This is a genomic window from Arthrobacter agilis (assembly GCF_030816075.1).
Taxonomy (GTDB): Bacteria; Actinomycetota; Actinomycetes; order Actinomycetales; family Micrococcaceae; genus Arthrobacter_D; species Arthrobacter_D agilis_E.
Map to the genome: position 1 here is coordinate 3,112,164 of NZ_JAUSXO010000001.1, position 26,016 is coordinate 3,138,179.

Annotated in this window: 25 protein-coding genes; 8 read left to right on the top strand and 17 right to left on the bottom strand. The window is 70.5% G+C overall.

Going from position 1 to position 26,016, the window contains the following annotated elements:
- Positions 1-48 precede the first annotated feature (48 nt).
- The gene (ald, locus tag QFZ50_RS14635; RefSeq protein WP_307085380.1) at positions 49-1,161 is read left to right on the top strand and encodes an alanine dehydrogenase; all 1,113 of its coding nucleotides are present in this window, start codon (positions 49-51) and stop codon (positions 1,159-1,161) included.
- A 65-nt stretch (positions 1,162-1,226) separates the two neighbouring features.
- On the opposite strand, the gene QFZ50_RS14640 is transcribed toward ald, so the two are convergent.
- From QFZ50_RS14640 to QFZ50_RS14650, 3 genes are all read right to left on the bottom strand, one after another.
- Positions 1,227-2,294, bottom strand: a complete 1,068-nt coding sequence (locus tag QFZ50_RS14640; protein ID WP_307085382.1) for a Gfo/Idh/MocA family protein — start codon at positions 2,292-2,294, stop codon at positions 1,227-1,229.
- A 4-nt stretch (positions 2,295-2,298) separates the two neighbouring features.
- The gene (locus tag QFZ50_RS14645) at positions 2,299-3,123 is read right to left on the bottom strand and encodes a GAF and ANTAR domain-containing protein (protein ID WP_307085385.1); all 825 of its coding nucleotides are present in this window, start codon (positions 3,121-3,123) and stop codon (positions 2,299-2,301) included.
- 76 nt (positions 3,124-3,199) lie between these two features.
- Positions 3,200-3,808 carry a TetR/AcrR family transcriptional regulator gene (locus QFZ50_RS14650; protein WP_307085387.1) on the bottom strand — a complete coding sequence of 203 codons (609 nt, stop codon included), beginning with the start codon at positions 3,806-3,808 and terminating at the stop codon, positions 3,200-3,202.
- Between the two features lie 115 nt (positions 3,809-3,923).
- Between QFZ50_RS14650 and QFZ50_RS14655 the strand changes: the two genes are divergently transcribed.
- Positions 3,924-4,484 carry an NAD(P)H-dependent oxidoreductase gene (locus QFZ50_RS14655; RefSeq protein ID WP_307085388.1) on the top strand — a complete coding sequence of 187 codons (561 nt, stop codon included), beginning with the start codon at positions 3,924-3,926 and terminating at the stop codon, positions 4,482-4,484.
- A 176-nt stretch (positions 4,485-4,660) separates the two neighbouring features.
- Here the strand turns inward: QFZ50_RS14655 and QFZ50_RS14660 are convergent, their stop codons facing one another.
- From QFZ50_RS14660 to QFZ50_RS14670, 3 genes are all read right to left on the bottom strand, one after another.
- A complete protein-coding gene (locus QFZ50_RS14660; RefSeq protein ID WP_307085389.1) occupies positions 4,661-4,852 on the bottom strand; it encodes a hypothetical protein in 192 nt (63 codons plus the stop codon).
- Positions 4,853-4,913: 61 nt separating this feature from the next.
- Complete coding sequence (locus QFZ50_RS14665; protein WP_307085390.1) at positions 4,914-5,864, bottom strand: lantibiotic dehydratase C-terminal domain-containing protein; 951 nt, start codon at positions 5,862-5,864, stop codon at positions 4,914-4,916.
- 85 nt (positions 5,865-5,949) lie between these two features.
- Complete coding sequence (locus QFZ50_RS14670) at positions 5,950-6,090, bottom strand: hypothetical protein (protein ID WP_307085391.1); 141 nt, start codon at positions 6,088-6,090, stop codon at positions 5,950-5,952.
- Between the two features lie 377 nt (positions 6,091-6,467).
- On the opposite strand from QFZ50_RS14670, the gene QFZ50_RS14675 reads away from it, so the two are divergent.
- Positions 6,468-7,436, top strand: a complete 969-nt coding sequence (locus QFZ50_RS14675) for a LuxR C-terminal-related transcriptional regulator (RefSeq protein ID WP_307085392.1) — start codon at positions 6,468-6,470, stop codon at positions 7,434-7,436.
- A gap of 67 nt (positions 7,437-7,503) precedes the next feature.
- Positions 7,504-8,808 (top strand): aminotransferase-like domain-containing protein, encoded by a 1,305-nt coding sequence (locus QFZ50_RS14680; RefSeq protein WP_307085393.1) that lies wholly within the window; start codon positions 7,504-7,506, stop codon positions 8,806-8,808.
- A gap of 3 nt (positions 8,809-8,811) precedes the next feature.
- Here the strand turns inward: QFZ50_RS14680 and QFZ50_RS14685 are convergent, their stop codons facing one another.
- From QFZ50_RS14685 to QFZ50_RS14715, 7 genes are all read right to left on the bottom strand, one after another.
- Positions 8,812-9,027: a hypothetical protein gene (locus QFZ50_RS14685; RefSeq protein WP_307085394.1), complete on the bottom strand. Its 216-nt coding sequence runs from the start codon at positions 9,025-9,027 to the stop codon at positions 8,812-8,814.
- Positions 9,028-9,036: 9 nt separating this feature from the next.
- The gene (locus QFZ50_RS14690; protein WP_307085395.1) at positions 9,037-10,665 is read right to left on the bottom strand and encodes a dihydrolipoamide acetyltransferase family protein; all 1,629 of its coding nucleotides are present in this window, start codon (positions 10,663-10,665) and stop codon (positions 9,037-9,039) included.
- Between the two features lie 9 nt (positions 10,666-10,674).
- Positions 10,675-11,649, bottom strand: coding sequence for an alpha-ketoacid dehydrogenase subunit beta (locus QFZ50_RS14695; RefSeq protein ID WP_307085396.1), 975 nt, complete (start codon positions 11,647-11,649; stop codon positions 10,675-10,677).
- Positions 11,649-12,866, bottom strand: coding sequence for a pyruvate dehydrogenase (acetyl-transferring) E1 component subunit alpha (pdhA, locus tag QFZ50_RS14700; protein ID WP_307085398.1), 1,218 nt, complete (start codon positions 12,864-12,866; stop codon positions 11,649-11,651). Before pdhA ends, QFZ50_RS14695 begins: the two co-directional genes overlap by 1 nt.
- Positions 12,867-13,011: 145 nt before the next feature.
- Positions 13,012-14,172 (bottom strand): histidinol-phosphate transaminase, encoded by a 1,161-nt coding sequence (locus tag QFZ50_RS14705; RefSeq protein WP_307085400.1) that lies wholly within the window; start codon positions 14,170-14,172, stop codon positions 13,012-13,014.
- Positions 14,173-14,176: 4 nt separating this feature from the next.
- On the bottom strand, positions 14,177-15,232 hold the full coding sequence (locus QFZ50_RS14710) for a hypothetical protein (RefSeq protein WP_307085403.1): 1,056 nt from the start codon (positions 15,230-15,232) through the stop codon (positions 14,177-14,179).
- 219 nt (positions 15,233-15,451) lie between these two features.
- Positions 15,452-15,748 carry a hypothetical protein gene (locus tag QFZ50_RS14715; RefSeq protein ID WP_307085405.1) on the bottom strand — a complete coding sequence of 99 codons (297 nt, stop codon included), beginning with the start codon at positions 15,746-15,748 and terminating at the stop codon, positions 15,452-15,454.
- Positions 15,749-15,861: 113 nt separating this feature from the next.
- Between QFZ50_RS14715 and purB the strand changes: the two genes are divergently transcribed.
- Together purB and QFZ50_RS14725 are read left to right on the top strand one after the other, a co-directional pair.
- Complete coding sequence (purB, locus tag QFZ50_RS14720) at positions 15,862-17,292, top strand: adenylosuccinate lyase (protein ID WP_307085407.1); 1,431 nt, start codon at positions 15,862-15,864, stop codon at positions 17,290-17,292.
- A 129-nt stretch (positions 17,293-17,421) separates the two neighbouring features.
- Positions 17,422-18,864 (top strand): lipase maturation factor family protein, encoded by a 1,443-nt coding sequence (locus tag QFZ50_RS14725; RefSeq protein WP_307085409.1) that lies wholly within the window; start codon positions 17,422-17,424, stop codon positions 18,862-18,864.
- Between the two features lie 55 nt (positions 18,865-18,919).
- Here the strand turns inward: QFZ50_RS14725 and QFZ50_RS14730 are convergent, their stop codons facing one another.
- Positions 18,920-19,558: an isochorismatase family protein gene (locus tag QFZ50_RS14730; RefSeq protein WP_307085412.1), complete on the bottom strand. Its 639-nt coding sequence runs from the start codon at positions 19,556-19,558 to the stop codon at positions 18,920-18,922.
- 132 nt (positions 19,559-19,690) lie between these two features.
- Here QFZ50_RS14730 and QFZ50_RS14735 point away from each other — a divergent pair, with 132 nt between their 5' ends.
- A complete protein-coding gene (locus tag QFZ50_RS14735; RefSeq protein WP_307085414.1) occupies positions 19,691-20,656 on the top strand; it encodes a GlxA family transcriptional regulator in 966 nt (321 codons plus the stop codon).
- Between the two features lie 43 nt (positions 20,657-20,699).
- Here the strand turns inward: QFZ50_RS14735 and QFZ50_RS14740 are convergent, their stop codons facing one another.
- Positions 20,700-21,182, bottom strand: a complete 483-nt coding sequence (locus QFZ50_RS14740; RefSeq protein ID WP_307085416.1) for a DUF4396 domain-containing protein — start codon at positions 21,180-21,182, stop codon at positions 20,700-20,702.
- A 146-nt stretch (positions 21,183-21,328) separates the two neighbouring features.
- Between QFZ50_RS14740 and QFZ50_RS14745 the strand changes: the two genes are divergently transcribed.
- The gene (locus tag QFZ50_RS14745; RefSeq protein ID WP_307085417.1) at positions 21,329-22,861 is read left to right on the top strand and encodes an MFS transporter; all 1,533 of its coding nucleotides are present in this window, start codon (positions 21,329-21,331) and stop codon (positions 22,859-22,861) included.
- Here QFZ50_RS14745 and QFZ50_RS14750 read toward each other — a convergent pair.
- Entirely contained in the window at positions 22,851-24,641 is a 1,791-nt protein-coding gene (locus tag QFZ50_RS14750) for an amidase (protein ID WP_307085419.1), read from the bottom strand. The two genes, QFZ50_RS14745 and QFZ50_RS14750, sit on opposite strands and share 11 nt — an antisense overlap.
- Positions 24,641-25,669, bottom strand: coding sequence for an agmatine deiminase family protein (locus tag QFZ50_RS14755; protein ID WP_373462281.1), 1,029 nt, complete (start codon positions 25,667-25,669; stop codon positions 24,641-24,643). The genes QFZ50_RS14750 and QFZ50_RS14755 overlap by 1 nt, the downstream gene beginning before the upstream one ends.
- Positions 25,670-26,016: the final 347 nt, after the last annotated feature.

The following is a 26,016-nucleotide window of genomic DNA, read 5'->3' on the forward strand; positions in this document are numbered from 1 at the left end:
CTATGCTGGGATCATCCCCGTCCGCCCGATCGCACCCTGGAGAACCCAATGATCATCGGCGTCCCCAAAGAAGTGAAGAACAACGAGTTCCGCGTCGCCATCACGGCCTCCGGCGTCCATGAGTTCCGGGCCCACGGGCACACCGTGCTCGTGGAGCGCGGGGCGGGCGTGGGCTCGAGCATCACGGACGCCGAGTACGAGGCCGCGGGCGCGGAGCTCGTCGACGCCGCGGACGACGTGTGGGCACGCGCGGACATGGTCCTGAAGGTCAAGGAGCCGGTCGCCGCCGAGTACCACCGGTTCCGCAAGGGGCTCATCCTGTTCACCTACCTCCACCTCGCCGCGGAGCCCGAGCTGACGCGGGCGCTCCTCGAGGCCGGGGTCACCGCGATCGCCTACGAGACCGTGCAGGACGGGCGCTCCCTGCCCCTGCTCGCGCCGATGTCCGAGGTGGCCGGACGCCTCTCCGTCCAGGTCGGCGCACAGGTCATGACCGCTCCCGCCGGGGGCCCCGGCCTGCTGCTCGGCGGCGTCGCCGGCGTCCGCCCGGCGAAGGTCGTCGTCCTGGGAGCGGGCGTCGCAGGCACCAATGCGACGGCGATGGCCGTGGGCACCGGCGCCGAGGTGACCATCCTGGACATCAACATCGCCCGCCTGCGCGAGATCGACGCCCTCTACTCCGGCCGCGTGAAGACCGTCGCGTCGAACTCGCTGGAGATCGAGAAGTCGGTGCTGGAGGCGGACCTCGTCATCGGGTCGGTGCTCATCCCCGGCGCCCGGGCCCCGAAGCTCGTGACGAACTCCCTCGTGGCCCGCATGAAGCCCGGCAGTGTCCTGGTGGACATCGCCGTGGACCAGGGCGGGTGCTTCGAGGACTCCCGCGTGACCACGCACGAGGACCCGACGTTCACCGTCCACGGCTCACTCTTCTACTGCGTGGGCAATATGCCGGGCGCCGTCCCGAACACCTCGACCTACGCGCTGACCAACGTGACGCTCCGCTACGCCGTCGCACTGGCGGACAGGGGCGTCAGGGCAGCCTTCGAGGCGGACCCGGCACTCGCCCGCGGACTGAATGTCGCCGCGGGCCAGGTGGCCCACCACTCGGTGTCGCAGGCGCACGGCCTCGAGCTGGCGGCGGACTGGGCGGCACTCGTCTAGTCGGCGCTCATCCGGTTTCGCACTCATCCGGTTCCGCACGCGTCCGGTTCGGCCGGGGCCCGGATCTACTCGGAGCTGCTCCGGGCCGGGAAGGACGCGTGGACCTGCTCGATGATGCGCGTGACCGCGAGGGCGTCCTCCGCCTCCACCGGCGGAGGGCCCTCACCCCTGACAGCGGCGGCAAGACGGGCGTAGAAGAACGGATAGGCGCCCGGGCCGACCGGCAGCGGCTCGGCTCGGCCGGCGTGCGCCAGCTGCCCCCGACCGCCGCCTGCGCCGGGAGTGCCGACCGCGGCGGGAAGGTCGTCCGGGCGGACGCCCGCCGCCAGCAGATCCTCCTGCGGGTCGGAGCCCGTGATGGTCAGACCCGCGGCAGTGCCCGTGACGCGGAACCGGGGCCGGGCCAGGGGGACGAGCGTCCCGGCGTGGAGGTGGCTCCTGACGCCGCCCTCGTGATCGAGCACGAGGAACAGCGAGTCCTCCGCGGCGGCGCCCTCGCGCTCCGTTCCCAGCTCCGCGTAGACCGGGACAGCAGGACCGAAGAGCACCAGCGCCTGGTCGATGAGGTGCGGGCCGAGGTCGTACAGGACTCCCCCGCCCTCGTCCGCCGTCGCGTCCCGCTTCCACGGCTTCGTGACGGACGCCTTCCAGGACTCCATCGCCGACTCGAAGGCCCGTACACGGCCCAGGGCACCCGAGGAGACCAGCGACTGCACGGTCAGGAAATCGCCGTCCCAGCGCCGGTTGTGGAACGGGACGAGCAGCCGGCCCGCTGCCCGTGCCGCATCGGCGAGGCGCTCGCCGTCCGCGGCACGCACCACGAAGGGCTTGTCCACCACGACATGCAGTCCCCTGCCGATCGCCGCGGCAGCCAGGGGCGCGTGCGTCCTCGGAGGCGTGGAGATCACCGCAAGCCCCACCTCCGGCACGGCCCGCAGCGCCTCCTCCAGCGTCGCGGTGACGACGGCGCCCGGATGGGCGGCGCGGGCCTCCGCCCGGCGGTCGGGGCTCCGCGTGACGATGGCGGCGAGTTCGAGGCCGGGTTCATGGGCGATCAGCGGGGCGTGGAAGACGCGGCCGCCGTGGCCGAATCCGACGAGCACGGTCGCCACCGTGCCCGGCGTCGGTCCCATACCGTCAGGAAGGCTCGAAGTGGGCGCGCGGGATGGAGCCGTTGAACCCGGCGACCATTCCGGCGGCGAGCACGCGGACCTTGACGTTGCGGGCGTTGGACGCGCGGCGCAGCTTGTCGAAGGCCTCCTTCTGCGTACAGCGGTCCTGGCCCATGATGATGCCGACGGCGAGGTCGATCTCCGTGCGGGACTGCAGCACGGAGTGGAGGTCCTCCGCCGTCGCGGCCTGCTGGGCGACGCGCACGGCCAGCTTCAGGGCCTGGGACGCCTGCAGCGCGAAGGCGCGCGCCACCCGCCGGTAGTCGTCGCTGAACACGGAGGCGTCCTCGGCGTACAGGTTGAGGGCGGCACGCGCCGACCCTTCGAGATCCAGCGGCAGGCAGAACATGGCGCCGACGCCGCGCGTGGCGACGTGCTCCATGAATCCGGACCATCGGCCCTCGGAGCGGACGTCCGGGATGAAGACCTCGTCGTGGACGCGCAGGGCATGCAGGCATGGACCGTCGTCGTGCTCGTACTGGACCTCGTCCATCGACCGGGCCTTCGCGTCGCTGCTGGCGACGGTCAGCTGCTCGTGCACCGAGCGCTGCAGGGTGACGCCGCAGTAGGTGTCACCGTCCCGGCCGAGCGTGGCCGCGGCGAATTCGGCGAGCTCCTGGAGGAACGCCTGCACGTCGGGGTGGTCCACCAGGAGATCCTGGAGCCGGGCCGCGGCCTCCGAGGGCGGAAGGGCCTGGACCTCCTGCGCGACCATGTGCAGGTGGGGGCCGGGCACACTGCCGCCGACCGCCCCGAAGAACCCGGACATCTCTTCGGGTATCTCCTCCATGCCCACACCAGCCTCACGTCAGCACCGCGCGGGATGCCGGTGTTTTTTGCCAGTGTACAAGGGGGCTCGGACACTGCTATGCGCGGCCCCGCGCCGCCGCCAGGCCCACGACGAGGACGCGCCAGGAAGCGGCGAGACGGGCGTCGGACATGCCCCGGTGCTCCTGGAGATGGAGCAGGAGCCCGGCGTTCAGGAAGGCGGCCAGCTGGTAGGACGCGAGCTCCGGGTCCTGGACCTCCAGTTCGCGCAGCAGCATGGCCAGGTGCAGCCGGATGAGCTGCTGCGTCGGATGTTCGGGGTCCGGTCCGCCCCGCTGCTCGGCGGCTCGCAGGATCTGCCCGTCGAGGAGCATCCTGCCGATACTCGCCTCCCCGAAGGCGATGAGCCGCTCCAGCGGAGCCGCTCCGGGACCGAGCGGGGGCGGCCCCGCCATGAACGCCTGCTGGAAGGAGCGCCCGGCCTCGTCGGCCAGGGCGTGCAGCAGGCCGGCGCGGCTGCCGAAGCGTCGGAAGACCGTCCCCTTGCCGACCCCTGCGCGGCGCGCCACAGCATCGGTGGTCAACCTGTCCGGCCCGCAGGCGGCGACGATCTCGGCGGCGGCGTCGAGCAGGAGACGCCTGTTGCGCGCCGCGTCCGTGCGCTCTCCGTCGTCGCCCGTGACCCGGAGCAATCCCTCGCCCTGCATGCCGCAACTATAGCTGCGGAATAAAACGGACCGTGGTCCGCTTGTTCTGTGCAGACGCGGCCGCCGCGTTCCCTGCCAGCCCTGACCACGCGGTCACCCAACCCCGGGAGTACCCATGTCCACCACGATCCTCACCCTCGTCGGCAGCCTGCGGGAGGGCTCCATCAACCGCCAGCTCGCCGAGGCCGCCGCGGAGCACGCTCCCGACGCCGTCGACGTCGTCACGTTCGACGCGCTGAGCGAGATCCCGTTCTACAACGAGGACATCGACAACGACACCGACCGCCCGCAGGCCGCTGACGACCTCCGCGCCGCCGCCGCCAGGGCCGACGCCGTCCTCCTCGTCTCGCCCGAGTACAACGGCACCATGCCCGCCGTGCTCAAGAACGCCATCGACTGGCTGTCCCGGCCGTACGGCGCAGGCGCCATCTCGAGCAAGCCCGCCGCCGTCATCGGGTCCGCCTTCGGCCAGTACGGCGGAGTCTGGGCCCACGACGAGGCACGCCGCGCGCTCGGTGTCGCCGGCGCGTCCGTGGTCGACGACGCCAAGCTCTCCATCGGCGGCTCGATCACGCGCTTCGCCGAGGTGCACCCGAAGGACGACGCGGAGGTTGCCGGAGCGGTCACCGACGTGCTGAACACCCTCGCAGGAGCCGTGGCACCCGTCGCCGCCTGATGCCTGCCGGGGACGTCCCGACAGCATCGGGGGCTCGACCCCGGACAGCATGACCGGGACAGCACGATGCCGGCGCCTCCCGCGCCGGCATCGTGCTGTTCGCCTTCGGTGCGGACCGGCCGCCAGTCAGTCCCGCTCGGTTCCGCTCAGTCCCGCTCGGCGCCGCTCAGTCTCGCTCAGCGCCAGAGGCTGTCCGCCCACACGGCGTCCCGCAGGTAGTCCCGCGCCGGCCCGACCTCCCAGAGCTGGCCCTGCGACTCCAGCACGCCGTCGTTCTGCATGGACTCGATGTCCTCCGACGAGCAGCCGAGGGCCTCGGAGAGGTCCGCCTCGTCGAGGGCGAGCACGACAGTATTCCTTGCGTTCATGATGCGTCCTTCGCTCTAAGGGGTCTGACAGGGCCGTCCTACAGGGGATCCGGGGCACTCGTCATGCGGTGGGCCCGGGCTTCCAGGTCCGCGCGTACAGCCCCAGTGCCGCCTCTTCCCGGGCCACGAATCCGAGCCGGTTGAGGGCCATGTGCGCCTGGTACACGGTGAGGTGCTGCGCGCTGCGGCTGACGCGGACCTTGTCCGCGCGGTAGAGGTAGGTGTCGAGGGCACGGAACCAGCGGCGTCGCCAGTTCTGCACGGCGGATTCCGAGGCGGTGGCCGCCATCAGGGCATGGAACCCGGTCGCCTTGGAGGCGACCTGCGCCGTCATCGCCTCACGGACGCCCGCGGCGCGCGGGCCGACGTCGACCGTGCAGGTGCGCAGGTGGCTGTCCCAGTAGAAGTCCCAGGAGAGCCGGCGGCGGTCCGGCCACACCGCGGACCGGGGACCGCGCATCATGCTCTGGGCCGCGTCGAACAGCACGAGGGAGCCGAGCGCGGAGCGGCTCTGCATGCGGGGGAAGCGCTGGTTGGCCCAGATGGCCAGCTCGGAGCTGAGTTCGAAGACCTCCTCGGCGAGATGGAGTCCCTCCACGCCGCCGTACTTCACGAGGTTGGCCTCCAACTGGGGATCGGCCGGCTCCTGGCCGCCGGAATAGTAGGTGTTGCTGGCCGGAGCAGTGATCTGCTGGCGCACGGCGAGCAGGGGCAGCGTGCGGGCGCTACGGGCCTGGAGGACCCGCTGGAAGGCCCGGAGGCGTTCGAGGACCCGGGGGTGGGCATGGATGCTCAGCCTGATCTGGCTGACGACCCCCGTCGATGCGTCCTCGCACCGGTTGAAGTACCAGCGTTTGGCGCCGAGCGCCTGGGCCTGCGCCACCAGCGGGGTGACCAGCTCTTCGATGATGCCGTCCGCTACATCGAAGCCACCCGTCGAGAGGGAGAGATGCCACCACTGAGTGCTGACGACCGTTCGTGAGGCGGTTCGAACGGCAGTCACCTGGCTCATGGCTCTCTCCTTCAGGGTCTGTGATCACCCCCGCTGGGGCGGGCTCTGGGTGGGGATCCCGGGCTCTAGTCCGGGATCTCCCTGTTTACTTCGGCCAGTCCCAGCTGCCTGCCGTGATCTGGCCCTTGGGCCAGTCCCAACTTGCCGCGCTGATCGACTGCCCTGCCGGCGCCACAGCTCCCACCACGATCAACAGGCCCGCAGTTACGCTGAATACCTTCTTCATGGCAATCCTTCCTGACCCGTTCTCCGGGAGGTCGAGCTGTTTCCGCACTGCCGTCCGCAGTGCCCGGGCTTCCCGAGGGTCGCCCCTCTCGGGCTTCCCTGTGGACCGGCTCACCCAGAATCTCTGGCGGCGGGAGGCAGTGTCCAGCCGTACGGGTGGCCGGTTGTGGACATGGCGCAAACAGGACTCGGACACACCGCGCGTGCGGCTGATACGCTGCTTCGCAGTCGGGAAATCCGCGGAATCGCGGGCCTGGACGGCGCCTTCGGTCTCGCGAAATTGCCAGCCACCCTGATCTGTCATTAACTGGACATGTCATGTTTTTCGCTTCGTGAAGGATGCCGCTAGCGACCCGGTGGCCCGGACAAGGACTGCTCATGCTGGATGCGACATCGCTCGAGGTGTACCGGTACGCCGTCGGGCATCCCGGCTGGACGCGCGCCGAGGCCTCGGAAGCCCTCGGTCTGACCCTGCGCCGCATCGAGGCCGCGATCGCCGAGCTCTCCGACCGCCGGCTGCTCAGCGCCGAGGCAGGCAAGCCCGAGGGCCTCGTCGCGGTGTCACCCGACGTCGCCCTCGCGGACCTCGTCGACGCGGACGAACGCTCCCTGCAGGACCTCAAGGCGCGCATCAGCAGCCGGCGACGCGAGCTCTCCAGCCTCCTGCCGACCTTCCTCGAAGCGCGCAAGAGCGTCCTCGCCAGCACCTCCGTGGAGACGCTCGAGGACCCCCACCTCATCCACCGGGTGCTCATCGACTACGGGCGCGATGTCACGGAGAAGGTGTACATCGCCCAGCCCGGCCAGGGTTCGACGGCGGACGTGCACGAGGAGAGCGTGCGCAAGGACCTCGAACTGCTGGAGAACGGTGTGCGACGGCGGACCCTGTACGACACGAGCCTGCGCGACCACGTGCCGACCCGCAGGGCCGTCGAGGCGATCGTGGCCGGTGGCGGCGAGTTCGGCGTCCTGCCCTTCATCCCCCTGCGCATGCTGATCTTCGACGAGAAACTCGCGCTCGTGGGGCGGCAGCTCACGCGCGACGACAAGGCCGCCCTGGTCATCAGGGACTCCAGCCTGATCAACATCTTCACCCTCCTGTTCGACGTCGCCTGGGAGATCAGCGAGTCCTTCCTCGCCCCCGAGCGGGTCGAATCCCCCCTGAGCAGCCTGCAGCGCTCCATCATCCAGGGACTCGCCAACGGCCTGTCCGACGAGTCGATCGCCCGTCGCCTGGACATCAACGTCAGGACCTGCCGGCGGCACATCGCGTGGATGCTGGACACCCTGCGGGCGGAGAGCCGCTTCCAGGCCGCCCTGAAGGCGCGGGAGGCGGGCTGGGTCTAGGCCGTCGGTGGCGCACTGCTGTGCAACACCTGTTGCCTGTCGGTGAACCCCCGCCTAGACTCTGGGCGTGACGTCCTCCAGCGAAGCCCCCGCCGACCTCCTGCCCGCCGAGACCGAAGCAGCTCTCGAACGGGCAGTCGATTCCGCCAACCGCCACGACGCACTGTTCTCGGTGCGGGCGGCCAACATCAAGCAGTCCGCGGTGCGGGACGTCTTCGACATCTCCATCCGCCCGGGGCTCGTCTCCCTCGCCGGCGGCAGCCCCTACCTGAAATCCCTCCCGCTGGAGGACCTCGGGCGCACCGCCCAGAAGATCATCGCCGAGCACGGCCTCGAGGCCCTCCAGTACGGCGGCGGCCAGGGCATGGAGGAGCTCCGCCGGCTGGTGTGCGACGTCATGGCGGCCGAGGGGATCGAGGGTGCCAGCCCCGACGACGTCGTGATCACCACCGGCTCGCAGTCGGCGCAGGACGTCGCGGCCAAGGTGTTCTGCGATCCGGGCGACGTGATCCTCTGCGAGGACCCCACCTACGTGGGCGCCCTCAACACGTTCGAGGCCTACGAGGTGGACGTCGTCACCATCCCCATGGACGACGCCGGGTTGATCCCCGACGAGCTCGAGCGCACCATCACCGAACTCGCGGCGCAGGGCCGCGCCATCAAGCTGCTCTACACGATCCCCAGCTTCAACAACCCGAGCGGGATCACGATGGCCACCGACCGCCGCCAGCGCGTCGTCGACATCTGCCGTGCGCACAACATCCTCGTCCTCGAGGACAACCCCTACGGCATGCTGCGTTTCGACGGCGAGCCGCTGAAGCCCATGCGGGCGGGCAACCCCGACGACGTCATCTACCTGGGCTCCTTCTCGAAGATCTTCGCACCGGGCGTGCGGCTCGGCTGGGCCCTGGTGCCAAAGCACCTCTACCGGCGGTTCTACCTCGCCTGCGAGGCCGTGGTGCTCTGCCCGTCACCGCTCACCCAGATGCTCGTGACCGCCTACCTCACGGAGTACGACTGGCGCGGCCACCTGCACTCGATGCGCGACCTCTACCGGGAGCGCTGCGACGCGATGCTCGGCGCCCTCGCGGAAGAACTGCCCGACGGCGTGCACTGGACCACCCCCGACGGCGGGTTCTTCGTCTGGGTCACCCTCCCGGAGGGCATCGACACCTATCCCCTGCTGTACACGGCGATCGACGCCGGTGTCGTGTTCATCCCCGGCGCCGCGTTCACGCCGTCCGACGAGCCGTCCAACAAGCTCCGGCTGGCCTTCAGCGCCGTGTCCCCCGAGGACATCGTCGAGGGAGTGCGGCGCCTCGCACCGATTCTCCGGACGGCCATCGAGGAGAACGGCGCCCCGTCCGCCTGATCGTCACCGCGGCGGACGTTTCTGCTGGCGCAGCGTCACGACGATGGAGATGAGCGCCGCCACGATCAGCAGGATGGACAGCCTCGCGACCGTGCCCAGCCCCGGGAAGGCCGCCTGCAGGGCGATCGACGCGACGAACCCGATCAGCACCACGAGCAGGAGCCTGCTCAGCGGGTAGCGCGGACGCGGCGGGCCCTTGCCGGGAAGGGGCTGGTTCATGACCCCACCCTAGTCGAGGAGCAGCGCGGGCTCCTCAAGGATCGACGCGACGTCGGCCATGAAGCGGGCGCTCAGGTCACCGTCGACCACACGGTGGTCGAAGGAACCGCCCAGCGTCGTGATCCAGCGCGGGATCACCTCGCCGTCGAGCACCCAGGGCTTCTGCTTGATCGTGCCGAACGCCACGATCGCCACCTCGCCCGGGTTGATGATCGGCGTCCCGGTGTCGATGCCGAGGGCCCCGATGTTGGTGATGGTCAGCGTCCCGCCCTGCATCTGGGCAGGCTGCGTCTTGCCGGCCCGCGCCGTCGTCGCGAGATCGTTCAGTGCCAGCGCCAGCTCCTTGAGGGAGAGGTCCTGGGCGTCCTTGATGTTGGGGACCATGAGCCCACGCGGTGTCGCCGCGGCGATGCCGAGATTCATGAAGTGCTTCACGAGGATCTCGTCGTCCGCCCAGGTCGCGTTGACCGACGGATTGCGTGCGGCCGCCCAGATGACCGCCTTCGCGAGGATCAGCAGGGGTGAGACCTTGATGCCCTCGAAGTCGCGGGAGGCCTTGAGCCGCTTGACGAACTCCATGGTCCGGGAGGCGTCGACGTCCACGAAGATGCTGACGTGCGGGGCCGTGAAGGCGCTCTGCACCATCGCCCGGGCCGTCGCCTTGCGCACGCCCTTCACGGGGATGCGCTCGATCCGTCCGCCGCCGAGCAGCTTCCGGTCCGCCCAGAACGAATCGGCGCCGTCCTGTTCGGCGTCGCGCTGGGACTGGTAGCTCATGAGGTCCTGCTTCGTGACCTCGCCGGCGGACCCGGTGGCCGGGACGTCCGCCAGGTTGATGCCGAGGTCCCGGGCGGCCTTGCGGACGGGGGGCTTGGCCAGCACGCGGTTGATGAGCTGGTTCAGCGGATTGACCCGGGCGGGCTGCTCCGCGTCCGCCGGCGGGGAGGCCTGCCGGCCGGCCGATGCCTGGGCAGGGGCGTCCTGGGGTGTGCTTCCGGGACGGACCGGTGCCTCGGGCGGAGGGGTGCTCGCCGCTCCGGGTGTCGCACCCTCCGTTCCACCGGGCGCTGCCTGCGGCTTGCGGGGGCGGCGCTTGACGGCGTCCGCCTTCGGTCCCGTGCCGACGAGTGGTCCGGGAGCGGTCTCCGAGGCGGCCGGGGCGGCGCCCGGCGCCGCGGCCGTGCCTACCCGGGGGCTCGCGTATTCTCCCGGCATCTCCGGCACGGGCACCGGAGCGTCGTCGGCGGCCCCCCGGTATCCGGTGCGGTCCTCTGTCGTCTCGGCGTCCGCCGTGAGGACCTGGCCGTCGTTCGTGCCGGAACCGCCGTCGTGCGCTGTCGTGTCCTGCGAGGCGTTAGCGCCCTGGCCGTCGCCCTGGCCGCCGGCCGGAACCGAGGCTGCGTCGTCGACGGAGATGATGGGCGTGCCCACCTCGATGGTCTCGCCCTCGGCGACGAGCAGCTCGGCGACGGTGCCCGCGTAGGGCGAGGAGAGCTCGACGAGCGATTTCGCGGTCTCGATCTCGCAGATGATGTCGTTGACGGCCACCGTGGCACCGGGTGCCACCTTCCACTGAACGATCTCCGCCTCGGTGAGCCCCTCACCGACGTCGGGCAGGTTGAACGTATTGAGCGTCATGGGGGTCCTTCAGTATGCGAAGGCACGGTCGAGTGCCTCGAGGATGCGGTCGATGTCCGGCAGGTACTGCTCCTCCACGCGGGCCACGGGGTAGGGCATGTGGAAGCCGCCCACGCGGATGACGGGCGCTTCGAGCGAGAGGAACGCGCGCTCGGAGATGCGTGCGGCGATCTCCCCGCCGATCCCGCCGAAGGTCGGTGCCTCATGGGCCACGATCAGGCGGCCCGTGCGGGTCACCGACTCGGTGACGGTGTCGAAGTCGATCGGCGAGATGGAGCGGAGGTCGATCACCTCGACGCTGCGCCCGTCCTCCTCCGCGGCCGCGGCCGCGGCGAGCGCCACGGGCACCAGGGGACCGTACGCGACGATGGTGGCGTCCGTCCCCGACCGCAGGACGTGGGCGGCGAACGGGTCCCCGGCCGGGGCCGACGTGTCCACCTCGCCCTTCAGCCAGTAGCGGCGCTTGGGCTCGAAGACGATGACGGGGTCCTCGCAGGTGACGGCCTGCTGGATCATCCAGTAGGCATCCTGGGCGTTCGAGGGCGTGATGATGCGCAGGCCGGCGGTGTGCGCGAAGAGCGCCTCGGGTGACTCCGAGTGGTGCTCCACGCTGCCGATCCCGCCTCCGTAGGGGATGCGGATGACGACGGGCGCGCTCAGCATGCCGTCGCTGCGGGTCCGGAGTTTCGCGAGCTGCGTCGTGATCTGGTTGAACCCGGGGAACACGAAGCCGTCGAACTGGATCTCGCAGATGGGGCGGTAGCCGCGCAGGGCGAGCCCGATCGCGGTACCGATGATCCCGGACTCCGCGAGCGGCGAGTCCACCACCCGGAGGGCGCCGAAGTCCTTCTTCAGGCCGTCCGTGACGCGGTAGACGCCACCGAGCTCACCGATGTCCTCGCCCATCAGCAGCGTCTTCGGGTCGTTCTCCAGCGACGCCCGCAGCCCTTCGTTGATCGCCCTGGCAATGGTCATCGTCGCCATCAGGCGTGCTTCCCTTCATCGGCGAACCCGGCTTCGTACTGCTGGAAGAACCGCAGCTCCTCCTGGATCAGCGGGTGCGGTTCGGCGTAGACCGCGGCGAAGCGGTCGGCGAGGTCGGGGGACGTCATGGCCAGGACGGCCCGGCGGAGGTCCGTGGCCATGGTGGCGGCCTCGGCGCCGAGGCCGTCGAAGAACGCGTCGTCGGCCAGGCCCGCCGACCGGAGATAGGTCTCGAGGCGGGCCAGCGGATCGCGGGGCTGCCACTCCTGCTCGTCCTGGGAGAGGCGGTACTTGGTGGGGTCGTCGGCCGTGGTGTGGGCGCTCATCCGGTACGTGTAGGCCTCGATCAGCACCGGGCCCCTGCCGGAGCGGGCGTGCTCGAGCGCCCAGCGCGTGACGGCCTCGACGGCGACGACGTCATTGCCGTCCACGCGGACACCGGGGAAGCCGTAGCCCTCGGCCCGCTGGGCGAGGGGCACCTTCGCCTGCACGCTCGACGGGACCGAGATGGCCCACTGGTTGTTCTGGCAGAAGAACACCACGGGGGCGTTGAAGGACGCGGCGAACACCATCGACTCGTGGACGTCGCCCTCCGAGCTCGCACCGTCGCCGAAGTACGCGACGGACGCGCCCGGGGGCAGCGACGGGTCGGCGAGCTGGTCGCGCTGCAGGCCCATGGCGTAGCCGACGGCGTGCAGGGACTGCGCGGCGAGCACGAGCGTGTACAGGTGGAAGTTCCGCTCGCGGGGATCCCAGCCGCCGTTCGTCACGCCCCTGAACAGGCGGAGGATCTCGGAGAGCTCGACGCCGCGGGTCAGGGCCACGCCGTGCTCCCGGTAGGTGGGGAACGCGTAGTCCTGCGGGGCGAGCGCACGGCCGGAGCCGATCTGCGCGGCCTCCTGCCCGGTGAGCGGGACCCAGAGGGCGAGTTGGCCCTGGCGCTGCAGGGCCGTGGATTCCTGGTCGAAGCGGCGGATCAGGAACATGTCGCGGTACAGCGATCGCAGGTGGTCGGCGTCGTCGACGGCGAGGTACGGCGAGAAGTCAACCTGCTCGCCGGCGATCCGCGCGCTGAGGCCGCGGGCCATCGTCCCGTCGGGGGCGAGGACCTGCAGTGCCGTCACACCGGGTTCCGGGCGGTCGGGATCCACGGGATGCGTGGCGCGCACGACTTCCTCGACCTCGAATTCCGCTGCCGGCAATCGACTGCTGTTCATCCCTGCTCCTCACCCGGCACTATACATTCCGCAAGAAGAATGTTTTGCGTAAGTCATACACCGGGGAACATATCTCCCGGCGGCATCTTGACCAAGCCTAGTCAGCGCGCACGCGTGGGCCTATTTAAGACGGCATCAGCCCGCGTCACCACGCCGCGGGACGGTGGCTGTACTCTCCGCACAACTCGAGAAACCGGCTGTTCGCCGCCTCCTCCCCGATGGAGACGCGGACCCCCTCGGTACCGAAGGCCCTGACCGACAGGGCACGCTCCCCGGCCTTCGCGGCGAAGTCCTGGGTGTGCTCGCCGAGGGACAGCCACACGAAGTTCCCCTGCGCCTCGGGGATGGTCCAGCCCAGGTCCCGCAGGCCGTCGACCACCCGGGTCCGCTCATCGACGATGGACTGCACCCTGGCCTCGACCTCGTCGATGTGCCGGAGCGATGTCACGGCGGCGTGCTCGGCGACCTGGGACACGGCGAACGGCACCGCGCTGACCCTCAGGTGCTCGGTGAGCCCCTGCTGGGCCACGGAATACCCCACCCGCAGGCCTGCGAGTCCGTGGGCCTTCGAGAAGGTGCGGAGGACGATCACGTTCGGGTGGTCCCGGTAGAGCGCGATCCCGTCGACGGCGTCGGCGTCCCGGACGAACTCCTGGTAGGCCTCGTCGATCACGACGACGACATGCGCAGGCACGTTCGCGAGGAAGCCGACCACCTCGTCCCGCGTGAGGATCGGGCCCGTGGGGTTGTTGGGCGTGCAGAGCAGGACCACGCGTGTGCGGTCCGTGATGGCCCGTGCCATGGCCTCGAGGTCGTGCCGCCCGTCGGCCCGGACCGGGACCTGCACGCCTGCGGCACCGGCGAGGCCCACGCTGATGGGATAGGCCTCGAAGGAACGCCAGGCGTAGACCACCTCGTCGGGTGCGTCGAAGTCGTTCTGCCCGGCGAAGGTGGCGAGGATCTGGTTCAGGGCGCCGAGGCTGCCCGCCCCGGTCACGATGTCGGTGGGGGGCACGCCCAGGTACGCGGCCAGTTCGGTCCGCAGGGCCGTCGTCAGGGGGTCCGGGTAGCGGTTGATCGAGGTCTCGGCAGCGATCGCCTCGAGTACCGCGGGAAGGGGCGGCAACGGATTCTCGTTGGAGGAGAGCTTGAAGCTCTCCAACCCCTCGACCACGACGGGAGGCTTGCCGGCCGCGTAGCGCGGGAGCTTCCCGAGGACACCGCGCGGCCGGATGCCGGGTTCGTTGCGGGGGTCCGCGTGTGCGGGGTCTGAAGGCGTTGCCGGAAGGTCATCGATCGACGTCATGGGCTTAGCCTAGACCCGCCGCCCCGGGCCTGCGGGGGCTCCCCGGCTCCCCGGTCCGGGCCTGGGCAGGGCGCCGGCTGGCCGTGAAGGAGTAGCGGCGGGCCGTCCCGGACGCCGCCGCCGTGGCCAGCAGGGCCGCCGCCGGCGCCAGGGACGGGGCATCGCTCGCGTCCACGAGCCGCGCCCCGACCGCGTAGTTGTCCAGTGCGTGGGCGGGTCCGGGGCCCCCGGGCGCGGGCGGGCCGTCATCCCGGCGACCGGGGCCCGGTACCGGGGTGTCGAGCACGACGGTGGTCCGGTGACGGCCGTCGCCGTTGGGCAGCGCGTCGAGCCGCGGCACCATGTCGTCGTGGTGCTCGAGATAGAGGTATTCGCCCGCCCCCGCTGCCTGCATCCCCGTGGGCGAGCCGACGGTCAGGACCAGCTGGACGTCGAACCGCTCCCCCACTGCGCCCGAACCGGCCAGGTTCACGGCGTGGAGACCGCCCTGGCTGTACCCCGCGACGATGAGGGCGTCCCCGTCCCGGGCGCCCGCCCGGTCGAGGGCCTCCAGCACGGCGGCATCGGTGTACCGGCTGTCCTCCCCGACGGCCTCCGCGATCCCGCCCGCGTCGAACGGATTGCTGCCGGGCCCGCGGCCGCCTCCCGCCTGCGTGCCAGGGAGGGCGACGACGAAGACGGGGTCCGCGGGCGTACCCGCCCGGAGCACCTCGAACGTCCCCGGGTCCTCGGCCTCGACGGTGGCGAGGCGATCGAGGACTCCCGCGACCGTGCCGTCGAAGGCGACCACCGCGCCCACGTCTCCGGCCCGCACCTGGACAGGACCGACGTCCAGCAGTCCCCTGGCGACGGCTTCCCGGGCGAGGGCCCGCGCCAGCACCGCATTCCGGGTGCGGGCGGCCTCGGTGGCCGCGACGGCCACGCCGTCGGCCACCTGGTAGGCCCGCAGGCTCGCACTCAACCGGTCCCGGGTGGAGGACAGGGCCCGCCCGTCGGCCAGTGCCGACGCCCAGGCGGCGTCGAGGTGCGCGAGGGCCGCCTGGTAGGACGGTCCCGCCACACCCCCGGGCGGCTGGAGGTGGAGGATCCGCCAGGGCAGCTCGGCGAGGTCGCGGTCGAGGTAGGTGAGGGCGACGGCGATGTCCCCCGGTGTCGGCGGCGAGGAGCGCCAGCACCCGCACCGCCTCGTCGAGTTCCTCCCACTGGAACCGTATGCCGCCCACGCCGCCGCGGATGGTCAGCGGGCCGTCGTCGCCCTCCACCGGGCGGAGGCCGTCCATCAGGAGCCCGCCCACCCCGGCAGGAACTCCGCCTCACCGAGGAGCCGACCGTAGACGCCGAGGTCGGCCGCCGCCGCGTCGAGCAGGTCGATGGTCCGGGACAGCTCTGTGCAGCGCTCGGAGAGGTAGGCCCTGAAGGCCGAGCCGGCGGGCGACTCCCAGGAGAGCAGGGACACCGCCAGCGCGTGCCGGCGGACACCGTCGAGCTGCTCCGCGTGCCCCCGGAGGGCGGCCTCCATCGCCGCGACCTGCAGGCTCGGAGCACCGGGCCCTGCACCGCCTGGTCCGCCGTCCATGTCCGTCCCCCTTCCTGGCGTCCCTCCACGCTAGGAAGGGGACGCGCTCGGGGCGGCGGGGCCGGCCGGTATGTGGACAGCGGCGGCCCCCGATGCCGTGAAAGGATGGGGGCATGGCTGACTCCGCACTCCCCCGGGTTGAATTCGCTGCACTGTCCCGAGAAGAGGGGACGGCGCTGACCCTCGGCCCGCTCGACGGCCGGTACCGGGAGGCGGTCGCCCCGCTCATCGATTTCCTGTCCGAGGCGGCGCTCAACCGGGACCGCGTGCACGTCGAGGTCGAGTGGCTGATCCACCTCACGCGCAACGCCGTCCTCCCCGGGACGGAACCGCTCACCGCGGAGCAGGAGGCGGGCCTCAGGGCCGTCGTCACGTCCTTCGACGCCGGTTCCGTGGCCGAACTCGGTGAGATCGAGGCCGTCACCGTCCACGACGTGAAAGCTGTGGAGTACTACATCGGGCGGCGCCTGGAGGGCCTGGGCATCGCCCGCCTGAAGCCCCTCGTCCACTTCGGCTGCACCTCCGAGGACATCAACAACCTCTCCTACGCCCTCGGGATCAAGGGCGCCGTCCTCGACACCTGGCTCCCTGCCGCACGCAGCCTCGTCGCCGCCATCGGGGACCTGGCCCGGTCCACGAGGGACACCCCGATGCTGTCCCGCACCCACGGTCAGCCCGCCACGCCCACCACGCTGGGCAAGGAGATGGCCGTCGTCGCGCACCGCCTGACCCGGCAGCTCGAGCGCGTCGCCGCGACGGAGTTCCTCGGCAAGATCAACGGGGCCACCGGGACGTACGCCGCCCACTACGCCTCGGCCCCCCAGGCCGACTGGCAGGACGTCTCCCGGTCCTTCGTGGAGGGCCTCGGTCTGTCCTGGAACCCCCTGACCACCCAGATCGAATCGCACGACTGGCAGGCGGAGCTGTACTCCGACGTCGCCCGTTTCAACCGGATCCTGCACAACTTCTGCACCGACGTGTGGAGCTACATCTCCATCGGGTACTTCGCCCAGATCCCCGTGGCGGGGGCGACGGGCTCCTCGACGATGCCCCACAAGGTCAACCCCATCCGCTTCGAGAACGCGGAGGCCAACCTCGAGATCTCCTCGGCCCTCCTCGACGTCCTGGCATCCACCCTCGTGACCTCGCGCTGGCAGCGGGACCTGACGGACTCGTCGAGCCAGCGCAACATCGGCGTGGCCCTCGGGCACTCGCTGCTCGCCATCTCGAACGTCGCGAAGGGCCTCGCCCGGCTCGACGTGGCGGAGGACGTCCTCGCGGCCGACCTCGACGGGAACTGGGAGGTCCTCGGTGAGGCCGTGCAGATGGTCATGCGGGCAGAGGCGATCGCGGGCGTGCCCGGCCTCGACGACCCGTACGAGCGGCTCAAGGAACTGACCCGCGGCCACCGGGTGGACGCGGACCGTATGCGGGAGTTCGTCGGCAGCCTCGGCCTCAGCGACGAGGCGGAGCAGCGCCTGCTCGCCCTGTCGCCCGCACGCTACACCGGCATCGCGGCCCGCCTCGTGGACCACCTCGGCTGACCCGACCCGGGCCCGGAACGGGCACCGCGCCGGCGCCGAAGAGCGGCCGGACCGCTAGCACGCCGCGGCCGCCCGCGGACTGCCCGTACCTCCTTGACGCCGTCTCGCCGCGGATAGAACGCTGGATGGATGGAGTGGTGGACCGGTGTCCTGACGGCGGAGGACTACGAGGTGGGCCGTCAGATCGTGCAGCGCGGCGTGGCCGCCGTGTACCTGATCGCCTTCCTGTCCGCCGTGGCGCAGTTCCCCGCGCTCCTCGGCGAGAAGGGGCTGATGCCCGTCCCGGTGTTCCTCGAGCGGGCCGGCAAGCGGGCCGGCCCCTCGCTGTTCCACCGGCACTACTCCGACCGCCTGCTGCTCACCGTCGCCTGGGCGGGCGCGGCCGTCTCCGCCCTGCTGGTCCTCGGGCTCCCGCAGGCCGGACCGCCCTGGGTGCCGCTCGTGGCGTTCCTCACCATCTGGTGGCTCTACACCTCGATCGTGAACGTGGGCCAGACGTTCTACGGGTTCGGCTGGGAGAGCCTGCTCCTCGAGGCAGGCTTCATCGTCGCGTTCCTCGGGTCCGAAGAGGTGGCACCGCCCTTCCTCGTCCTGCTGATGATCCGCTGGCTCGTGTTCCGCCTCGAATTCGGTGCGGGGATGATCAAGATGCGCGGCGACCGCTCCTGGCGCGACCTGACGGCCCTGTACTACCACCACGAGACGCAGCCCATGCCGAACCCTGCCAGCCGGTTCTTCCACCTCCTGCCCAAGCCGCTCCACCGCATCGAGGTCGCCGGGAACCACGTCACGCAACTCGCCGTGCCGTTCCTCCTGTTCACCCCGCAGCCGGTCGCGGGCTTCGCGGCACTGGTGATGATCATCACCCAGGGCTGGCTGGTGCTGTCCGGCAACTTCGCGTGGCTCAATACGCTGACCATCATCCTGGCGTTCGGCGCCGTGCCCGATGCCTTCTACGAGGCGGTGTTCCCGGCGCTGGACATGTCCGGCGCCTACACGCCGACGCCGCTGTGGTTCACGGTCGTCGTCGTCCTCGCGATGCTGCTCCTGGCCTACCTGAGCTGGCCGTCGCTGGTGAACCTGTTCGCCCGCCGGCAACTGATGAACGCATCCTTCAACCGCTGGCACCTCGGCAACGCGTACGGCGCGTTCGGCAGCGTCACGCAGGCCCGCTACGAGGTGATCGTGGAGGGCACGCTCGACGACGTCGGCCCCGGGGCGCAGTGGCGCGAGTACGAGTTCAAGGGCAAACCGGGGGACCCGTCGCGCATGCCGCGCCAGTTCGCGCCCTACCACCTGCGGCTGGACTGGATGATGTGGTTCCTCGCCCTCGGGTCCGACGGCGGCTGGTTCACGCCGTTCCTCGTCAGGCTCCTCCGGGCGGACCCGCTGATCCTGAAACTGCTGCGGAAGAACCCGTTCGACGGCGCACGGCCCCGCTATGTGCGGGCACGGATCTTCCTCTACCGCTTCGCGACGCGGGAGGAGAAGCGGCAGACAGGGCTGTGGTGGATCCGCGAACCGCAGGGCATGCTCGTCCACCCCGCGTCACTGCGGGCCGAGGTCCCCTGAGGCCTCGCCCTGCCCTGTCGGACCGGGTCGGCGATGCACGGGGTGCGGCCGACCGTCAGGCGGGGACGGCCTGTGCCGCTCCGGCCGCCGCCGAGGTGCCCAGGTCGCTGCCGGGAAGTGCCCGGTCGGCGGTCAGGGCCGCGGTCCAGGCCTCGGTGGTGCCGACGGAGGCCCAGTTGGAGTTGAGCAGTGCGAGCAGGGTCGTGTGGACCGTCCTGGCGTCGGCGAAACCGGCGTCGTTCGCGATGTTGATCGCGCCGGTGGCGTCGGAGAGGACTTCCGTGGCGAATCCGAGGCCTTCCGCCTCGACGGCTGATCCGAGGATGCAGTTGTTGGTCATGTAGCCCACCAGGGTGACGGTGTCGACCTCGTTCTGGTGCAGCCACCCTGCGAGGTCGGTGCCCGCGTAGACGGACCCGTACTGCTTGACGACGCTCTTCCACGCTCCGGTGCGCCGGGTCTCGACCTCGGGGTGGAGCTCGAATTCGGGGCTGCCCGGAGCGAAGACGGGAGCGCCTTCGCCTGCGGTGTGCTGGATGACGGCGATGGGGATGCCGGCGGCGGTGGCGGCGTCGATGGCCGCCGTGATCCGCGGCAGGGACTGCTCGTGCGGGGGGTACTGGATCTCGAGGAGACCATCGAAATACTGCTGCTGGACGTCGACGAGAACGAGGGCGCGGCGGGGGTTGCTCATGGGGCTTCTCCTGGATCGATGGGTGACACACGTCGGGTTGGCGCTGCTTCCATCCTCCCGGGAGCAGCACCGCGCCACCAGTGGCACGCATGCCTCTGTACGATGGATCCGGGCCACACGGGAGGATGAATCGTGCAGATAGCGGTGTATGCCTTCGACGGCGTGACCATGTTCCACCTGGCGGTCCCGCAGATGGTCTTCGACGAAGTCACGCGGCAGGGTCTCGGAGAGTGGACGACCAGGCTGTTCTCCGACCGTCCCGGCTCGATCCGCACGGCCGAGGGCTACCGGCTGGCCGGGATCGAAGGTCCCGGGATCGCGGCGGAGGCGGATGTCGTGGTGGTCCCCTCCTGGTTCGAGGACGGGCGCGAGCCGGGCGACACCCTGCGGGCCGTGCTGCAGGCTGCGCACCAGCAGAAGGTGACAGTCCTGGGCCTGTGTCTTGGTGCGATCGCCCTGGCGGACGCCGGCCTGTTGACCGGCCGGCAGGCCGTCACGCACTGGCAGGCCTTTCCCGCCCTGGCGGAGCGGCACCCGGACATCCTCCTCGACCGCTCCGTCCTGTACATCGACCACGGGGACGTCATGACGTCGGCGGGCACTGCCTCGGGCCTGGATGCCTGCCTGCATGTTGTCAGGGACCGCCTCGGGGCCGACGCGGCGAACACGGTGGCCCGCAGTCTCGTCATCGCACCCCACCGCGAGGGCGGACAGGCACAGTACATCGAGCAGCCGGTGTCCCAGCGGTCCACCGACGACCCGATCGCGACCCTGCTCGAGTGGACACTGGGCAATCTGCGCGAGCCGCTCACCGTCGACCGCCTCGCGGAACAGGCGCACATGAGCCGCCGCACGTTCGTCCGCGCCTTCCGGGCCTCCACGGGGACGACACCCTCCGCCTGGCTACGGTCGCGGCGGCTCGACGCCGCCCGTCGCCTGCTGGAGACCACGGACCGGTCGATCGATCAGATCGCCACGGACTGCGGGTTCGGCAACGCCGTCACCCTCCGCCAGGGCTTCGCAGCCGCCTTCTCCACCACGCCGACCGGTTACAGGCGACGCTTCGACGCCCGACCCGCCACGCCACCCCTCGACTGACACCAGGCGCGAGCGCGCACCCGGTCCGGCAGCCCGGCCCGCATCAGTGGTGATGCTGGTGGACGACGGCGTGGCCCTTGCCGCGGCTGATGAGCCAGCGGTTCACGGGTGTCGTGATGACGAAGGCCAGTGCCAGCGAGGCGGCAAGCGCACCCCAGAACAAGGCGGAAGAGATCCCGGCATCCATGGCGCCCGGAATGGTGAGCATGGCGGTGTTGTCGATGATCTCCATCACGGCGATGGAGACGGTGTCCGCCGCGAGGGCGACCTTCAGGGCGCTGCGCCAGGGGACGCCGACCCGGAGCACCCCGCGCATCGTCAGCGCGTACCCGAAGACGAAGGCCAGCGCGACGGACAGGACGACAGTCGCCAGGTTGTGCAGGCCCAGGCTCGTGCCGATCACCATCCCCAGCACCTCGCCGATCGCGCACCCGGTGAGGCAGTGCAGGGTCGCTGTCGCCGCCATGGACCAGGACGTCGTCGACGGCCCACCGTGACGGTGGGCCGTCTGCATGTTCTCACTCATCTGCTTCTCCTTCGCCGGCCCGCCGGACCACTCATCGGATCCGCCGAGGTGCTCTTGCTTGCTTCCATTACCCCCCAGGGGTATAAAGAGTAGCGCATACCCCCTAGGGGTATCAAGACCTGCCACCCGTTGTCCGAGGAGTCCCGATGCCCATGACGTCGCCCGCCCCACGTCCGACAGCCGCACCCCCTACCGCGAAGAGCCGGCGTCTTGGCCTGGCGTTGCTGGTGGTTGCCGGCGCCCAGCTGATGCTGGTGCTCGATGATTCGATCGCGAACATCGCGCTGCCCTCGATCCAGAACGAGCTCGGGATCTCTCCCGCGAGCCTGCCCTGGGTGATCAACGCCTACATCCTGGCGTTCGGAGGTCTGCTGCTCTTCGGCGGAAGACTCGGTGACCTCTTCGGCCGGCAGCGGATCCTGCAGATCGGCATCGGCCTGTTCACGCTCTCGTCCGTCGTCGCGGGCCTCGCACCCGCCGGCCCGGTTCTCGTCGCGGCGCGGACGGCCCAGGGGCTCGGCGCCGCGCTGACCGCGCCGAATGCCCTGGCGCTGATCACCACGACCTTCCCTGCCGGCGAGGCCCGGAACAAGGCACTGGCCCTGTACGGCGCGATGTCGGGCCTCGGTGTGACCGTGGGCCTGCTGCTGGGAGGCGTGCTGACAGGGACGCTCGGCTGGCGGTGGGTGTTCTTCATCAACATCCCCGTCGGGCTCGCCCTCCTCGCCGGCACCCGGATCCTCGTCGACGCACGGCGGCACACGGGCAGGCTCGATCTACCTGGGGCGGCTGCCGGCACGGGCGGGATCGCAGCCCTGGTCTTCGCCATCATCCAGGGCGGTGAACAGGGCTGGGGTGGCCCGATGACGCTGATCGCCTTCGGCCTGGCCGGTGTCCTGCTGCCTGCGTTCGTCATCATCGAATCCCGCAGCACGGATCCGATGCTGCCACTGCGCCTGTTCCGGGACCGCAACCGCATCGGCTCCTACCTCGGCATGCTGTTGGTCAGTTTCGGGCCCATGGGCACCTTCTACCTGCTGACCCTCTTCATGCAGCACATCCTCTTGTACGACCCGGTCCGCACCGGACTGGCCTGGCTGCCCTTCGGCGCCGGCATCGTCGTTTCCGCCGGCATCGCCTCGAAACTCGTCGTCCGGTTCGCTCCGCGCGTCGTCGCCGTCGCAGGGATCCTCATCTCCACCGCCGCGATCCTGTGGCTGTCGACGATCACCCCGTCCTCCGGGTACGTACAGCACCTCATGGTCGGGATCTTCGCCGTCGCCGTCGGATTCGGCCTGAGTTTCGTGCCCCTGACCCTCACCGCGGTCACCGGCGTCCGGCCGGAGGACTCGGGCATCGCCTCGGCGCTGCTCAATGCAGCCCAGCAGATCGGCGTCGCCCTCGGCATCGCAGCGCTGTCCACCATCAGCGTCACCACCACCGAGAGCCGGCTACCGAACGCCCTCGCGGCCCTCCACACGGCCCGCACCGCCGGCGATACCGACGCCGTGGCGAACGCCAGCCAGGCCATCGTCGACGGATACTCCACGGCCCTGAGCAGCGGAGCGCTCATCCTCGCCGCCGCCGCGCTTCTCGTGGCCCTCCTGGTCACCGCCCGCGCGCCGCACCAGCAGGAGATCGCAGGGATGCCCGGCGCCGGGCAGCAGATCAGGGGGTGAGTACGTCGGCCCCCGGTGCCACGTGCCCTTCCGGGAGGACGGGGGCCACGCTGCGGGCAGCGTCCCTCAGGGGAGGGGTTCGCGGAGGCGCGGCCCGTCGCGGAGCTCCACGGCGTTCGAAGGCCGCGGCGAGGCGCAGCAGGTCGGTGTCGCTGTAGGCGGTGCCGGCGAAGGTGAGTCCCACCGGCATGCCGAGGTCGGCGGTGATACCCATCGGAACGGTGACGGTAGGGATCCCGAGGTGTCGAGGAACGAGGTTTCCGTTGGAGACCCAGACGCCGTTGCGCCAGGCGATGTCGGCGGATGCCGGATCGGAGTCGCTGTCGGCCGGCCCGATGTCCGCGGCGGCCGGGAAGACGATCGCGTCGAGCCCCTGATCCCGCATCCAATCCTCCAGATCCAGGCGCCGGGTCGCCTGCAGGCCGTGCAGGCCCTCCTCGAGATACGGGATGGCGTGGAGGTCGCGGGTGCCGTGCCGACGAATGTGGTCGGGGTACTCGGCAATGTCGTCGTCGAATCCCGTGTACCGATCGGGTAGCGCCCGAGGGTCCGCGGGGAAGATCTGCTGTCCGTCGACATCGGCCAGGGATGCGAGGTCGGGATCGGCGTTGGCCTGGAGGAAGTCGTGCCATGCCCACGCAGCGAGATCCACGATCTCGTGGTGCAGGTACTCGGGGCTGACGAGTCCCCTCGTCCTGATGGTCGGTGCGCCCGGCCGGTCTCCCTCGTAGTTGGAGACGACCGGGAACTCGACGTCCACGACCTCGGCGCCCGCCTGCTCGAGCTCGCCCCGGGCCTGCTGCCACAGTGCGATGATCGAGTCCCGCGTGACGATACGCTGCCCTGTCGGACCACCGATGCCCGGCGAAGAGGACGTCCCGGCTGCCGGATCCTCATTGATGTACATGCGGGGCACGCCCAGCCGCTTCCCGGCGAGGTATGCGCCGGCGGCAGCGGGATCGCGGGGTTCCAGGGAGGTGTAGGAGTCGGGGCGGAGCGTCGAGGCCGGCGGGATGGGGATCCAGGGTTGGTGGCGCCAGAAGTCGCCGCGCGTCTGCGGGTCGTCGGCGACGATGACGTCGAGTACTTCCAGCAGATCGGCCATGGTGCGGGTATGCGGCACGACGACATCCATGGTGGGCACCAGGGGCCAGTTGCCGCGGACGGAGATGACACCCCAGGACGGCGTGTAGGCACAGAGGCCGTTGTTGGAGGCGGGTGCGCGGCCTGACGACCAGGTCTCCTCGGCGAGTCCGAAGGCGGCGAAGCTCGCCGCGGTCGCGGTTCCGGAGCCGTTGGATGATCCGGAGGCGAAGGCGGCAGTGAGGTAGCCGGCGTTGTACGGACTGTGCGCACGACCGTACACGCCGCGCTGCATGCCGCCGTTGGCCATCGGCGGCATGTTCGTCAGGCCGATCAGCACAGCACCCCCGGCCCGGAGCCGTTCGATGGTGAAGGCGTCGTCTTGCGCGACGAGATGCTCGAAGGCCGGCGAACCGGCGGCCACGGTGAGGCCCTTGACCTTGTAACTGTCCTTGGCCGTATAGGGGATGCCGTCCAGCGGCCCCAGGGTTTCTCCACGGGCCCGGCGGGCATCGGACGCGCGCGCCTCATCCAGCGCGGTCGGATTCATGATGATCACGGAGTTGAGGCGGATCCCGGCGTGATCGTACGTGGCGATACGCCGCAGATAGGCCGTGACCAGGTCCTCGCTGCTCGCGGCGCCGCTGACAAGCGCACTCCGGAGCCCGGCGATGGTCGCTTCGACGACGTCGATCATCAGTGCACCAGGCCCGGCCCCGTAGTCGGCTGCTGCTGGGTGATGCAGTGGATCCCGCCGCCGAAGGCGAAGATGTCCCGGGCATCGACGAGTTCGATCGTGCGGCCCGGGTAGGCGTCAGCGAGGATCTCTGCTGCGACGGCGTCGTTCGGGTCGTCGAAGGCACACAGGATGACGACGTTGTTCGCGACGTAGTGGTTGATGTAGGACCAGTCGACGAATTCGTCGTCGTGGCGGATCACGGTGGGCGCCGGGACGTCGATGATGGTGAAGTCGTTGCCGTCGGCGTCGACCGCCGCCTCGATCGATGCCCTGATCAGGCGTGTGACCTCGTAGTCGGGGTGGTGCCGGTCGTCCTGGCGGTGCACGAGGACCGATCCTGCTGCCGTGAACGCGGCGACGATGTCGACGTGGCCGCGTGTCCCGAATTCCTCGTAGTCACGGCTCAGCCCCCGGGGGAGCCACACCGCGTGCGTGGTCCCCAGGCGGTCGTGCATCTCGGCCTCGACGCTCCGTCTCGTCGCCGTGGGATTGCGGCCCGGATCGAGCTGCACGGTCTCGGTGAGCAGGAGGGTGCCCCGTCCGTCGATGTGGAACCCCCCGCCCTCGTTGACCAGCGCACTGGCGTGCAGGGGTGTTCCGGCGAACTCGGCGACCCGTTCCCCGACGTGCTCGTCGTTGGACCATTGTGCCCAGTCCTGTGCGCCCCACCCGTTGAAGATCCAGTCCACGGCCTCCACGCGGCCGTCGCTCCCGTGGACGAAGGTCGGCCCTGAGTCACGGATCCACGCATCATCGAGGGGAACGCCGTGAACGGTGATGTGGGACCCGAGCATCGCCTGGGCGAGACCTGCGTCGGCAGGGTCGGCCAGCACCACGACGGCCTCGTACCGGGCGATCGTCCGGGCAACCTGCACCCAGGCGTGACGGGCCCGGCTGAGCGTGTCGCTGCCCTGCGCGCCGAAGGTGTCGTTCGCCGGCGGGAAAGCCATCCAGGAGCGGGCGTGCGGTGCCCATTCCGGCGGCATCGTGAGGGTTGCCGGCGCCTGCGCACTCCGACGGGGGGATGCGGTGTCGGACGGATGGTGGGTTGCTTCAGGGTGATTCACGGGCTGACTCTCAGACTGGGGGCGTTGGTCGATGCGGGCGGACCCGCGGTGCTAGTCCGTTTCCGGACCGGAACAGTACTCGCAGCGCGGCGGGCAGGGATGATCCGCATCCCTGATGCGGTCCCGTACGGCACGGGCCGTCGGTGTTCCGTGGGACACGGTCGAGGCACGGCGGGGATCGGAACGGGGGAAGAAGGTCATGGGTGCTCTCCTGCATCTGCCTGGTGGGCGCGTTCTGGACGACGGGTCGGTCACCGCACCCCGGA

What these genes read in the sequence shown, in the direction of transcription:
- QFZ50_RS14665 (WP_307085390.1), bottom strand. Translation starts at nt 5,864, where the DNA reads ATGAGCCAGGTGACTGCCGTTCGAACCGCCTCACGAACGGTCGTCAGC.
- QFZ50_RS14755 (WP_373462281.1), bottom strand. Translation starts at nt 25,669, where the DNA reads ATGCCGCCGGAATGGGCACCGCACGCCCGCTCCTGGATGGCTTTCCCG.
- QFZ50_RS14670 (WP_307085391.1), bottom strand. Translation starts at nt 6,090, where the DNA reads ATGAAGAAGGTATTCAGCGTAACTGCGGGCCTGTTGATCGTGGTGGGA.
- QFZ50_RS14705 (WP_307085400.1), bottom strand. Translation starts at nt 14,172, where the DNA reads ATGACGTCGATCGATGACCTTCCGGCAACGCCTTCAGACCCCGCACAC.
- QFZ50_RS14725 (WP_307085409.1), top strand. Translation starts at nt 17,422, where the DNA reads ATGGAGTGGTGGACCGGTGTCCTGACGGCGGAGGACTACGAGGTGGGC.
- QFZ50_RS14685 (WP_307085394.1), bottom strand. Translation starts at nt 9,027, where the DNA reads ATGAACCAGCCCCTTCCCGGCAAGGGCCCGCCGCGTCCGCGCTACCCG.
- QFZ50_RS14655 (WP_307085388.1), top strand. Translation starts at nt 3,924, where the DNA reads ATGTCCACCACGATCCTCACCCTCGTCGGCAGCCTGCGGGAGGGCTCC.
- ald (WP_307085380.1), top strand. Translation starts at nt 49, where the DNA reads ATGATCATCGGCGTCCCCAAAGAAGTGAAGAACAACGAGTTCCGCGTC.
- QFZ50_RS14715 (WP_307085405.1), bottom strand. Translation starts at nt 15,748, where the DNA reads ATGGACGGCGGACCAGGCGGTGCAGGGCCCGGTGCTCCGAGCCTGCAG.
- QFZ50_RS14750 (WP_307085419.1), bottom strand. Translation starts at nt 24,641, where the DNA reads ATGATCGACGTCGTCGAAGCGACCATCGCCGGGCTCCGGAGTGCGCTT.
- QFZ50_RS14730 (WP_307085412.1), bottom strand. Translation starts at nt 19,558, where the DNA reads ATGAGCAACCCCCGCCGCGCCCTCGTTCTCGTCGACGTCCAGCAGCAG.
- purB (WP_307085407.1), top strand. Translation starts at nt 15,862, where the DNA reads ATGGCTGACTCCGCACTCCCCCGGGTTGAATTCGCTGCACTGTCCCGA.
- QFZ50_RS14640 (WP_307085382.1), bottom strand. Translation starts at nt 2,294, where the DNA reads ATGGGACCGACGCCGGGCACGGTGGCGACCGTGCTCGTCGGATTCGGC.
- QFZ50_RS14675 (WP_307085392.1), top strand. Translation starts at nt 6,468, where the DNA reads ATGCTGGATGCGACATCGCTCGAGGTGTACCGGTACGCCGTCGGGCAT.
- QFZ50_RS14650 (WP_307085387.1), bottom strand. Translation starts at nt 3,808, where the DNA reads ATGCAGGGCGAGGGATTGCTCCGGGTCACGGGCGACGACGGAGAGCGC.
- QFZ50_RS14690 (WP_307085395.1), bottom strand. Translation starts at nt 10,665, where the DNA reads ATGACGCTCAATACGTTCAACCTGCCCGACGTCGGTGAGGGGCTCACC.
- QFZ50_RS14740 (WP_307085416.1), bottom strand. Translation starts at nt 21,182, where the DNA reads ATGAGTGAGAACATGCAGACGGCCCACCGTCACGGTGGGCCGTCGACG.
- pdhA (WP_307085398.1), bottom strand. Translation starts at nt 12,866, where the DNA reads ATGAACAGCAGTCGATTGCCGGCAGCGGAATTCGAGGTCGAGGAAGTC.
- QFZ50_RS14745 (WP_307085417.1), top strand. Translation starts at nt 21,329, where the DNA reads ATGCCCATGACGTCGCCCGCCCCACGTCCGACAGCCGCACCCCCTACC.
- QFZ50_RS14660 (WP_307085389.1), bottom strand. Translation starts at nt 4,852, where the DNA reads ATGAACGCAAGGAATACTGTCGTGCTCGCCCTCGACGAGGCGGACCTC.
- QFZ50_RS14645 (WP_307085385.1), bottom strand. Translation starts at nt 3,123, where the DNA reads ATGGAGGAGATACCCGAAGAGATGTCCGGGTTCTTCGGGGCGGTCGGC.
- QFZ50_RS14695 (WP_307085396.1), bottom strand. Translation starts at nt 11,649, where the DNA reads ATGGCGACGATGACCATTGCCAGGGCGATCAACGAAGGGCTGCGGGCG.